Source organism: Aeromicrobium sp. (assembly GCF_036675695.1).
Taxonomy (GTDB): domain Bacteria; phylum Actinomycetota; class Actinomycetes; order Propionibacteriales; family Nocardioidaceae; genus Aeromicrobium.
In genome coordinates this window covers 1-10,592 of the sequence record NZ_JAKFEL010000183.1, presented here as the reverse complement: position 1 = coordinate 10,592, position 10,592 = coordinate 1, and the positions used below count along the sequence as shown (strand labels likewise).

Below are 10,592 nucleotides of genomic sequence, written 5' to 3'. Positions count from 1 at the left end.
GAGCGCTCGACATCGGTTTTCGACCACGGGAGTCACCTTGGCAGGTAGCGCGGTTACCAAACACGTATTTGTGACCGGCGGAGTCGCATCTTCGCTCGGCAAGGGTCTCACCGCCTCAAGCCTCGGGCGACTTCTCAAGTCTCGCGGTCTCCGCGTGACGATGCAGAAGCTTGACCCCTATCTCAACGTCGACCCGGGAACCATGAACCCGTTCCAGCACGGTGAGGTCTTCGTGACCGACGACGGAGCCGAGACGGACCTCGACATCGGGCACTACGAGCGCTTCCTCGACGTTGACCTGGCCGGAATTGCGAACGTCACCACCGGGCAGGTCTACTCCGAGGTCATCGCCAAGGAGCGCCGCGGCGACTACCTCGGTGACACCGTCCAGGTCATCCCGCACATCACGAACGAGATCAAGTCACGCATCCGTGCAATGGCTGGCCCCGATGTTGACGTCGTCATCACCGAGATCGGCGGCACCGTCGGCGACATCGAGTCGCTCCCGTTCCTCGAAGCTGCACGTCAGGTACGTCATGACGTCGGCCGAGGCAATGTGTTCTTCCTGCACATCTCACTGGTGCCCTACATCGGCCCGTCAGGTGAGCTGAAGACCAAGCCGACCCAGCATTCGGTCGCCGCACTCCGCTCGATCGGTATCCAGCCCGACGCGATTGTCTGCCGCGCGGACCGCGATATTCCCGAGAGCATGAAGCGCAAGATCTCGCTGATGTGCGACGTCGACCAGGAAGCCGTGATCACGGCGGCCGACGCGCCATCGATCTATGACATCCCGAAGGTGCTGCACAGTCAGGGCCTCGACGCGTACGTCGTGCGTCGCCTCGACCTGCCGTTCCGCGATGTCGACTGGACCCAGTGGGACGAGCTCCTTCGCCGAGTGCACGAGCCGGCTGAAGAGCTGACGATCGCGCTTGTCGGCAAGTACATCGATCTGCCCGACGCCTACCTGTCGGTGGCTGAGGCGCTGCGCGCCGGTGGATTTGCCCACGACGCCCGCGTCAAGATCCGCTGGGTGCCGTCAGATGACTGCGAGACCGAGGCGGGTGCCGCACAACATCTCGGTGACGTCGATGGCATCTGCGTGCCCGGTGGGTTCGGAATTCGCGGTATCGAAGGCAAGCTCGGAGCGCTCAAGTACGCCCGAGAGCGTGGCATCCCGGTCCTCGGCCTGTGCCTTGGTTTGCAGTGCATGGTCATTGAGTACGCCCGAAACGTTGCCGGCATCGAGGGTGCGAGCTCGTCAGAATTCGATCCGGATGCACCGCACCCTGTCATCGCGACGATGGCCGAGCAACTGTCGATCGTGGACGGCGAGGGTGACCTTGGCGGCACGATGCGTCTGGGCCTGTATCCCGCGACTCTCAAGGCCGGAAGCGTGGTCGCCGAGGCCTATGGCGCCGTGAAGGTCGAAGAGCGCCACCGCCACCGTTACGAGGTCAACAACTCCTACCGTGAGCAGCTGGAGAAGGCTGGGCTCGTTTTCAGCGGCACATCGCCTGACTCAACTCTCGTCGAGTTCGTCGAGCTGCCACGTGAGGTGCACCCGTACTACGTGTCGACCCAGGCGCACCCCGAGCTTCGCTCGCGTCCGACCAAGGCGCATCCGTTGTTCGCCGGCTTGATTGGCGCGGCACTCGTGCGCCAGCTCGAGACGCGCTTGCCGGTCGAAGAGCAGCAGCCCGCATGACGGATCACCCTCATCTGCCGGGACAGCTTGCCGGCAGCATCCTGAGCGATGCCGAGGCATCGTGGCCGGTCGCTTCGAGCGAGTCCAAGTACGAGAGCCCGTACGTCAGCCTCGGCGTCGACACAATCGTTGACCCCGACGGCGCAGAGCACGCGCGGGCGGTGGTGAGTCCCAATGATGCGATCGGCATCCTTGCGCTCGACGACGAGGATCGTCTGCTGCTCGTCGAGCAGTACCGCCATCCCGTACGCCGCCGACTGCTTGAGATCCCAGCCGGAACACTCGACGTACCGGGGGAGTCCGCACTCGATGCGTCGATCCGCGAGCTCGCCGAAGAGGCTGACCTGATCGCAGGTCATTGGGAGTCGCAGCTCAAGCTGGTGGCGACTCCGGGCTACTCGACCGAGTCGTGGCAGGTCTTCCTCGCCACGGATCTCAGCCCGGTACCCGAAGCCGATCGCATTGCACGCCTCGCTGAAGAGGCAGACATGGTCCAGTGGTGGCTGCCGTTCGACGAGGCCGTTGCCGCCGTACTTGCTGGCCGGATCAGCGATTCCCTGACCGTGGCCGCGATTCTTGCCGCGCAGGTGCTGCGCTCCAAATGAGCATGGAGCGGCTCGTGCAGGACTACCTGAGCCACCTCAGCGTCGAGCGCGGCCTGGCCGACAACACGATCCGTTCCTACCGCCGTGACCTGCGGCGATACGTCGACTTCCTGACCGCGGAGGGCCTGACGGAGCCTGCCGAGATCACCGAAAACCACATCGCGGCGTTCCTGGGTTCATTGCGTACGGGCGATGACGAGCATTCGGCACTCGGTACGGCCAGCGCTGCCCGCACGATCGTGTCGGCGCGCGGTCTGCACCGCTTCATGGTCCGAGAACAGCTCGTGACGGCTGACGTGACTGCTGCGGTGAAACCGCCCCGGCCGGCTGCGCGGCTGCCCAAAGCCCTGCCGCTGAGTGACATTGAGGCGATCCTCGAGGCCGCTGGAGCGCCCGGAACGACATTGTCGTCACGCGATCGTGCGCTGCTGGAGGTGCTGTACGGCACTGGCGCCCGCATTTCCGAAGCCGTCGGTATCGATCTTGACGATCTTGATCTTGAGGACTCGACCGTCCTCCTGCGGGGCAAGGGTGGCAAGCAGCGGATCCTCCCAGTCGGATCGTTCGCTCTCGCGTCCCTGACCGACTACCTGACCTCTTCCCGTCCAGCGTTGGTGTCGGCGCGGCAGAACTCGCCCGCGGTGTTCCTCAACGCTCGTGGCGGGCGGCTGTCTCGTCAGAGTGCGTGGACGGTCCTCACGAAGGCGGCCAAGCGCGCGGGCGTCACCGCGGACGTATCGCCGCACACCTTGCGTCACTCATTTGCCACACATCTCCTGGACGGCGGGGCTGACGTACGAGTCGTGCAGGAGCTCCTCGGACATGCCTCGGTGACGACAACACAGATCTACACACTGGTCACGGTGGAGAAACTGCGCGAGATTTATGCATCTGCCCACCCGAGGGCAACACAGTGACGGAATCTGGGCGGTAGAGTGACGCTCGTCCGACGGTCGAGCTGCAAGGGAACCAGATGAGCAAGGAACTTGGACCCACCGGCCGTCCTCTGCCGAACTTTCCGGAGCCCAAGAAACGCAAACCCGGCTTGCCCGCCACCGTGATTGCCATGTGCAACCAAAAGGGTGGCGTTGGCAAGACCACGACGGCCATCAATCTCGGCGCCGCTCTGGTCGAGACCGGCCGCAGAGTGCTGCTCGTTGACTTCGATCCGCAGGGCTCGATGACCGTCGGCATGGGTGTCAACGCGTACGAGCTCGACCAGAGCATCTATCACGTGCTGATGGACCGTGAGATCGGCATCAAGGACATCATCATGCCGACGTCGATCGAGGGCCTCGACCTGGCGCCTTCCAACATCGACCTCTCCGCCGCCGAGATGCGACTGGTCACTGAGGTCGGTCGCGAGCAGGTTCTCTCGCGGGTGCTGAAGCCGATCTTGCACGACTACGACGTCATTCTGATCGACTGCCAGCCCTCACTTGGCCTGCTCACCGTCAACGCTCTCACGGCCGCCGACGGCGTTGTCGTACCGCTCGAGTGCGAGTACTTCGCGCTTCGTGGCGTGGCACTGCTCAAGGACACGATCGAGAAGGTGCGCGACCGCACCAACGACGATCTGCAGATCATTGGTCTCCTGGGCACGATGTACGACAGCCGCACGCTGCACGGCAAGGAAGTCCTGCAGACCCTCGTCGAGGGCTGGGGCGATCTCGTGTTCCATACGGTCATCCGACGCACGGTGAAGTTCTCCGACTCGACCGTCGCGGGCGAACCGATCACCGAGTACGCCACGAACTCACCCGGCTCTGCGTCATACCGCCAGCTCGCGCGAGAGGTCTTGGTGCGATGCCCCGGCGCGTGACTGGAGCCCCGGGAGGGCCGGGCAAGCGCCCGGCCATGCCCGGCGCCGATGAACTCTTCCGTGCCACAGCGAACGACGGCGTGGCGGCGAGCGATGAGGATTCTGCAACGGCGAGTGGTCGGGTCAAGCACGACGAGAAGATGACGGTCTACGTCACCGCGGCTGAGCTGCTGGCCGTTGAGCAGGCGCGACTCAAGCTGCGCAGCGAGCTCGGCCGGACAGTCGATCGCGGGCGATTCGTTCGCGCCGCGCTTGCTCTCGCGCTGGCAGACCTTGAGGCACGCGGCACCGACAGCGATGTCGCCCGGCGCTTGAGCGAGACATGACACTGGCTGACGTGGACGAATCCGCGCCAGCGGGATTCTCGGTCAACCTGGCAAATTTCGAGGGTCCTTTCGACCTGCTGCTTCAGCTGATCTCCAAGCATCAGCTCGACATCACCGAAGTTGCGCTCTCGACCGTGACGACTGAGTTCATCGCCTACATCAAGGCGCTGGGTGACGACCTCGACCAGACGACCAACTTCCTGCTGGTCGCCTCCACCCTGCTCGACCTCAAGACGGCGCGATTGCTGCCGCAGGCGGAGGTTGAGGACGAAGAAGACCTTGCGCTGCTCGAGGCACGAGATCTGCTGTTCGCGCGCTTGATGCAGTACCGCGCCTACAAGTTGATGGCCGGAGTGATGGCCGAGAAGCTCGCCGATGAGTCTCGTCGGTTCCCGCGCGTCGTCGGCCTCGAGCCGAGGTTCGCTGAGCTTTTGCCCGAAGTGCTCATCTCAGTCGGCCCGGAGGAGCTGGCCGCACTTGCTGCGGCAGCGCTCCAGCCCAAGGCCGTACCGATCCTGTCCCTGGCACACCTACACGCGCCCTCGGTGAGCGTGCGCGAGCAAGGGCATCTGATCGTCGATCGCCTGCGACGCGAGCGAGGACTGACGTTCCGTGCGTTGACCGCAGATGCCCCTGACCTGATCACCAAGGTTGCTCGATTCCTCGCGCTTCTTGAGCTGTTCAAGGAGGGCGTGATCGCCTTCGAACAGGCGACACCGCTCGGCGACCTGCACCTGCGCTGGACCGGAACCGACGAGGGCGACATCGATGTCGGCGACGAGTTCGACAAGCCGATGGGCTCACCCGACGATGAGCCTGCACCCGGCCTGCACCTGGCCGAGGACTCCCCAAGCGATGACCCAGAGAGCACCGATCTTGAAGGCACAGATGACTGAGCACGACCTCCCCACCGGACCTCATGAGCTCGAGCTGGAGATGCTCGAGCTCCTGCCCGCGCTCGAAGCCGTCCTCATGGTGGCAGACCAGCCATTGGATCACCTGACGCTCGCGCAGGCCGTGGGACACCCGCCGATTGACGTGGACAATGCGCTCAAGTCATTGGCCCAGCAGTACACAGAGCAGGGGCGAGGCTTCGAGCTGCGCAATGTCGCCGGCGGTTGGCGATTCTTCACCCGCGAGGAGTACGCAAGCGCTGTCGAGCGGTTCATCCTCGACGGGCAGCAAGCCCGTCTGACCCAGGCGGCTCTGGAGACCATGGCCGTGGTGGCGTACCGCCAGCCGATCAGCCGTACGCGGATCTCCGCGATTCGTGGGGTCAACGTCGACAGCGTCGTGCGTACGCTCGTAACTCGCGGACTGATCGAAGAGTCCGACGTCGACGGCGAGAGCGGCGCCATCCTCTACCGCACGACGAGCTACTTCCTCGAGCGCATGGGAATGGGCAGCATCAGCGAGCTGCCCGACATCGCACCGCTGCTTCCTGAGCTTGGTGACATGGACGACGAGACGCCGCTTGCTGACGCCCTAGTGGTCGACGCGAGTGCCGAGGCTGCCGACGATCGTGGCTGAGATCCGCCTGCAGAAGGCACTGGCGCAGGCCGGGCTGGGAAGTCGTCGACGGTGTGACGACATGATCGCCCACGGCCGAGTCGAGGTGAACGGCGAGATCATCGATCAGATGGGATCCCGAGTCGATCCGCTCGTCGACGTCATACGCGTTGATGGCAAGCGCATTCCGCCTCCCAATGACCACGCGTACGTACTGCTCAACAAACCTCGAGGAGTCGTCACGTCGATGGCCGACGAGCACGGTCGCCCCGACCTGTCGTCGATAGTCGCCGGTCGCGATGACCGCTTGTTCCACGTGGGCCGCCTCGACACCGACACATCAGGTCTGCTGCTGCTGACGAATGACGGCGATCTCGCCCACAAGCTCGCGCACCCGTCGTTCGAGATCATCAAGACGTACGTCGCACTGGTCGACGGCACCGTGTCTGACACGGTCGCGACAACACTCAAGGCAGGCATCGAGCTCGATGATGGTCCCGCTGTCGTCGATCGTTTCCTGGTCAAGGACCGGTCACGCGGTCGGTCGATCGTCGAGCTCGACATTCACATGGGTCGCAACCGGATCGTGCGGCGAATGCTGGACGCGGTTGGCCATCCGGTGGTCGAGCTCAACCGCTCGGCGTTCGGACCGCTCGATCTGCGTGGGCTCGCCGCCGGCGCCATGCGCGACCTGTCACGCGAGGAGCTCGGCGCACTCTTCGATAGCGTGGAGGCATGAGCCCAAGTCCCGTCCTCGTCCTGGGCTGTGGACTGATTGGCACGTCTCTCGCGCTGGCACTGACGGAGGCGGGTGTCGAAGTCCATCTTGACGACATCCTCGAATCCAATGTTGAGCTTGCAGTCGCGCGTGGCGCGGGAACGGCTGAGCCTGTAGACGCACCGGCGCTGGTGGTTGTCGCGGTCCCGCCGACCGAGGTGGCCGCATGCGTCGCCCACGCCCTCACCACCTGGCCCGAGGCGACAGTCACCGACGTTGCGAGCGTCAAGGCGACGCTGCAGGCAGAGATCACACCTTTGACGGGCAGCGAACGTTACGTCGGCAGCCACCCGATGGCAGGTAGCGAACGGTCCGGTCCGATGGCCGCGTATGCGCGTCTCTTCGAAGGCCGCCCGTGGGCCGTCACCTCGCTGCCCGGCGCCGATCCGCAGTCGGTTGCCCGGGTCGTCGAGGTTGCCGAGCTCGTCGGCGCCGTACCGCTGGAGATGGATGCCGAAGCGCACGACCGTGCCGTGGCCGTCGTGTCCCACGTTCCACACGTCCTTGCGGTCCTGACCGCGGCGCGCCTGCATGGAGCCCCTCAGGACCACCTAGCGCTGTCAGGTCCTGGGCTGCGCGATGTCACCCGCATCGCTGGCAGCGACATCTCGCTGTGGCAGGAGATCCTCGGAGCCAATGCGGCCGAGGTACGTGCGGTGCTCGAACAGGTACGTGGTGACCTCGATCGAGTGATCGACTCCATCGGAACCGACACCGCGAGCCTGGGCAAGGTCCTCCAGTCGGGCCAGGAGGGCACCAAGCTCATACCGGGCAAGCACGGCGAACAGATTGCCGAGATCGCGACCGTCTACGTGTCAGTTCCCGATGAGCCGGGCGAGTTGTCACGGCTCATGGCTCATACGGGAGAATCAGGTGTCAACATCGAGGACATCCGCATCGATCACGAACTGGGTCGACGCGTGGGTCAGGTCGAGATCACGGTCGTTGCGGCACACGCCGACACCCTGGTCGACGCGCTGACTGCACGTGGATGGTCCGCCTACAGCTGAGGAGCTATTTCTGTGAGCACGTCCCTGGTCGTTGCCGTCGACGGTCCGTCCGGATCCGGCAAGTCGAGCACGGCTCGAGGCGTGGCCGATCGGCTCGGCCTCGCGTACCTCGACACGGGGGCGATGTATCGCGCGATGACCTGGGCGCTCCTGCAGGCAGGTACCGATCTGACGGATCCCGACGCGATCGCCGTCGCAGCCAAGGGCGTACACCTCGAATCAGGCGTGAACCCGCTCGATCCCACCATCCATGCCGACGGTGTTGACGTCGCCGAGGCGATCCGTGGTGAGGACGTCACCGCTGCAGTGAGCCATGTCGCGGCCGTGCCGTCCGTACGCGAGCAGCTCGTCTCGATGCAGCGCCAGTCGATTGCAGACAACGACCATCGCATCGTGGTCGAGGGGCGCGACATCGGCTCGACGGTTGCCCCCAACGCTGAGTTCAAGATCTATCTGGTGGCCGATCCGGCTGCGCGTGCAGCACGACGGGCTGCCGAGGACGGATCCACCGACGCCAGTGCGACCGAGCAGGCATTGGCAAGACGCGACGAGATCGACTCGAACCGGGCGGCGTCTCCGCTTGCCATGGCTGACGACGCGGTGCTGGTCGACAGCACGTACATGACGCTCGAAGAAGTCATCAACACGATCGTCGACATGGTGGAGCAACCGTGAGCCTCGTCGACGCACCGCCACGCGGGCTGCCCGAGGGCGGGCTCAAGCTCATGCGAAGCATTGCGGGCCCGTACTTCGACCGGCGCTGGGACATACACGAACGCGGGCAGGGAAACGTGCCGGAACACGGCCCAGTCATCCTGGCGAGCAACCACATCGGCTGGCTCGACGGGCCGCTGCTGTTCATGAAGTCTCCGCGGCCGGCCCACGCGCTGGTCAAGGAAGAAGAATTTGTCGGCAAGACCGGTCGACTGCTGAAGTTCGTCGGCCAGATCAAGGTCAGCCGTACGCGTACCGACACCGGGGCCCTGCGACGCGCGGCCCAGGCCCTGGCGGCCAGCCAGGTCGTACTGATCTATCCTGAGTCGACCCGCGGGGCTGGCGACTTCGAGAAGTTCAAGGGCGGCGTCACCTGGCTGGCTCTTGTCAGTGGTGCACCGATCATCCCTATTGCCATCTTCGGCACCCGTCAGGCGGGGGAGCCTTCGGAGACCAAAGCGCCCAAGGGTGCGCGCCTGGACATCGTCTACGGCAAGCCGCTGCAATTCCCGATGCAGGCTTGGCCACGAGATCGTGAGATACTGGAAGACGCGGGCGAGCAGATTCACGAGCACCTGCGATCCCATGTCACCTGGTCACAGAACGTGCTGAAACGCGAGCTGCCCGGCCCCTTGCCGAGAGGCTCATCCGATGGCTGAGGCCGTACCCGTCCTGGCTGTGATCGGTCGACCCAACGTGGGCAAGTCGACGCTCGTCAACCGCATCATCGGTCGACGCGAAGCTGTCGTCGAGGACGTCCCGGGAGTCACGCGCGACCGTGTCTACTACGACGCGGTGTGGAACGGCCGTGCATTCACTGTTGTCGACACCGGCGGCTGGGATCCCGACGCTCGTGGACTCGCCGAACGCATTGCCGCCCAGGCGGAGATCGCGATCCAGGTCGCCGATGCTGTTCTGTTCGTCGTCGACGCAACGGTTGGCATCACCGATGTCGACGAAAAGGTCGTCAAGATTCTTCGCGCCGCCAAGAAGCCGGTCGTGTTGGCCGCCAACAAGGTCGACGACCAGCGAGCCGAAGCTGAGGCCGCCGGACTGTGGAATCTCGGTCTCGGGGAGCCGTACCCCGTCTCCGCCCTGCATGGGCGCGGTTCCGGAGACATGCTCGACGCGATTCTCGAGGCGCTGCCGGAGACACCGCCGGAAGACTTCGACGCTCCCGAGGGTCCGCGCCGCGTTGCGATCGTCGGCAAGCCCAATGTCGGCAAGTCCAGCCTGCTCAACAAGCTCGCCGGCGAAGAGCGCGTTGTCGTCGACGATGCCTCCGGTACGACCGTCGATCCGGTCGACGAGCTCGTCGTCCTCGGTGATCGCACCTGGAACTTCATCGACACCGCCGGCATCCGTCGCCGCGTACGCGATGCGTCGGGTCACGAGTACTACGCCAGCCTGCGTACGAGCTCGGCCATCGATCGCGCCGAGGTTGCCGTCGTGATCATCGACGCCAGCCAGCCGATCACCGAGCAGGACACCCGCATCATCAGCTCCGTCGCCGATGCTGGCCGCGCGCTGATCATCGCGTTCAACAAATGGGACCTGGTCGACGAAGAGCGCCGCTACTACCTCGAGCGCGAGATGGAGCGCGAGTTCGTTCAGGTTCCGTGGGCGCCGACGATCAACATCACCGCTCGCACGGGTTGGCACATCGATCGCCTCGTACGTGCGCTCGACGCTGCGCTGGAGGGCTGGGAGACGCGCGTGACCACAGGTGCACTCAATGCATTCCTGGGGCGTCTCGTCGCTGAGCACCCTCACCCGGTGCGCGGTGGCAAGCAGCCCAAGATCATGTTCGGCACGCAGGCCTCGACGTCACCGCCGACATTCATTCTGTTCACCTCGGGCAAGCTCGAAGCTTCGTACATGCGATTCATCGAGCGTCGTCTGCGTGAGACGTTCGGCTTCGTCGGTACGCCGATCCATCTGCAGCAGCGTCCACGCAAGAAGCGCGAGCGCCGCTGATCGACCGCTGCAGGATCGGTGACCGTCCTGCGGTAAAGTTCCACTTCGGTACAAACGGGCTGTAGCGCAGCTTGGTAGCGCACCTGACTGGGGGTCAGGGGGTCGCAGGTTCAAATCCTGTCAGCCCGACGTTTGAGAAGAGG

12 protein-coding genes and 1 tRNA gene are annotated in these 10,592 nt (G+C 64.7%); all 13 read left to right on the top strand.

Going from position 1 to position 10,592, the window contains the following annotated elements:
- Positions 1 to 37 precede the first annotated feature (37 nt).
- The 13 genes from V6M39_RS12075 (at position 38) to V6M39_RS12015 (ending at position 10,578) form a co-directional block, all read left to right on the top strand.
- Entirely contained in the window at positions 38 to 1,708 is a 1,671-nt protein-coding gene (locus V6M39_RS12075) for a CTP synthase (RefSeq protein ID WP_332644064.1), read from the top strand.
- Positions 1,705 to 2,313, top strand: a complete 609-nt coding sequence (locus V6M39_RS12070; RefSeq protein WP_332644063.1) for an NUDIX hydrolase — start codon at positions 1,705 to 1,707, stop codon at positions 2,311 to 2,313. Before V6M39_RS12075 ends, V6M39_RS12070 begins: the two co-directional genes overlap by 4 nt.
- Positions 2,310 to 3,230, top strand: coding sequence for a site-specific tyrosine recombinase XerD (xerD, locus tag V6M39_RS12065; protein ID WP_332644062.1), 921 nt, complete (start codon positions 2,310 to 2,312; stop codon positions 3,228 to 3,230). The genes V6M39_RS12070 and xerD overlap by 4 nt, the downstream gene beginning before the upstream one ends.
- Before the next feature lie 56 nt (positions 3,231 to 3,286).
- Entirely contained in the window at positions 3,287 to 4,135 is an 849-nt protein-coding gene (locus V6M39_RS12060) for a ParA family protein (RefSeq protein ID WP_332644061.1), read from the top strand.
- Complete coding sequence (locus V6M39_RS12055) at positions 4,120 to 4,461, top strand: hypothetical protein (protein WP_442880787.1); 342 nt, start codon at positions 4,120 to 4,122, stop codon at positions 4,459 to 4,461. Before V6M39_RS12060 ends, V6M39_RS12055 begins: the two co-directional genes overlap by 16 nt.
- The gene (locus tag V6M39_RS12050) at positions 4,458 to 5,357 is read left to right on the top strand and encodes a segregation and condensation protein A (protein ID WP_332644059.1); all 900 of its coding nucleotides are present in this window, start codon (positions 4,458 to 4,460) and stop codon (positions 5,355 to 5,357) included. The genes V6M39_RS12055 and V6M39_RS12050 overlap by 4 nt, the downstream gene beginning before the upstream one ends.
- Positions 5,350 to 5,991 carry an SMC-Scp complex subunit ScpB gene (gene scpB / locus V6M39_RS12045; protein ID WP_332644058.1) on the top strand — a complete coding sequence of 214 codons (642 nt, stop codon included), beginning with the start codon at positions 5,350 to 5,352 and terminating at the stop codon, positions 5,989 to 5,991. Before V6M39_RS12050 ends, scpB begins: the two co-directional genes overlap by 8 nt.
- The gene (locus V6M39_RS12040) at positions 5,984 to 6,709 is read left to right on the top strand and encodes a pseudouridine synthase (protein WP_332644057.1); all 726 of its coding nucleotides are present in this window, start codon (positions 5,984 to 5,986) and stop codon (positions 6,707 to 6,709) included. Before scpB ends, V6M39_RS12040 begins: the two co-directional genes overlap by 8 nt.
- Positions 6,706 to 7,758 carry a prephenate dehydrogenase gene (locus V6M39_RS12035; protein ID WP_332644056.1) on the top strand — a complete coding sequence of 351 codons (1,053 nt, stop codon included), beginning with the start codon at positions 6,706 to 6,708 and terminating at the stop codon, positions 7,756 to 7,758. The genes V6M39_RS12040 and V6M39_RS12035 overlap by 4 nt, the downstream gene beginning before the upstream one ends.
- 12 nt (positions 7,759 to 7,770) lie before the next feature.
- Positions 7,771 to 8,433 carry a (d)CMP kinase gene (gene cmk / locus V6M39_RS12030; protein ID WP_332644055.1) on the top strand — a complete coding sequence of 221 codons (663 nt, stop codon included), beginning with the start codon at positions 7,771 to 7,773 and terminating at the stop codon, positions 8,431 to 8,433.
- Complete coding sequence (locus tag V6M39_RS12025; RefSeq protein WP_332644054.1) at positions 8,430 to 9,131, top strand: lysophospholipid acyltransferase family protein; 702 nt, start codon at positions 8,430 to 8,432, stop codon at positions 9,129 to 9,131. Before cmk ends, V6M39_RS12025 begins: the two co-directional genes overlap by 4 nt.
- Positions 9,124 to 10,449 carry a ribosome biogenesis GTPase Der gene (gene der, locus V6M39_RS12020; RefSeq protein ID WP_332644053.1) on the top strand — a complete coding sequence of 442 codons (1,326 nt, stop codon included), beginning with the start codon at positions 9,124 to 9,126 and terminating at the stop codon, positions 10,447 to 10,449. The genes V6M39_RS12025 and der overlap by 8 nt, the downstream gene beginning before the upstream one ends.
- Positions 10,450 to 10,504: 55 nt before the next feature.
- Positions 10,505 to 10,578 (top strand) — tRNA-Pro (locus V6M39_RS12015).
- Positions 10,579 to 10,592 lie beyond the last annotated feature (14 nt).

Bases quoted from the DNA above. Each gene is read 5' to 3' on its own strand.
- der (WP_332644053.1), top strand. From the start codon at position 9,124: ATGGCTGAGGCCGTACCCGTCCTGGCTGTGATCGGTCGACCCAACGTG.
- xerD (WP_332644062.1), top strand. From the start codon at position 2,310: ATGAGCATGGAGCGGCTCGTGCAGGACTACCTGAGCCACCTCAGCGTC.
- V6M39_RS12050 (WP_332644059.1), top strand. From the start codon at position 4,458: ATGACACTGGCTGACGTGGACGAATCCGCGCCAGCGGGATTCTCGGTC.
- V6M39_RS12035 (WP_332644056.1), top strand. From the start codon at position 6,706: ATGAGCCCAAGTCCCGTCCTCGTCCTGGGCTGTGGACTGATTGGCACG.
- V6M39_RS12070 (WP_332644063.1), top strand. From the start codon at position 1,705: ATGACGGATCACCCTCATCTGCCGGGACAGCTTGCCGGCAGCATCCTG.
- V6M39_RS12060 (WP_332644061.1), top strand. From the start codon at position 3,287: ATGAGCAAGGAACTTGGACCCACCGGCCGTCCTCTGCCGAACTTTCCG.
- V6M39_RS12055 (WP_442880787.1), top strand. From the start codon at position 4,120: ATGCCCCGGCGCGTGACTGGAGCCCCGGGAGGGCCGGGCAAGCGCCCG.
- scpB (WP_332644058.1), top strand. From the start codon at position 5,350: ATGACTGAGCACGACCTCCCCACCGGACCTCATGAGCTCGAGCTGGAG.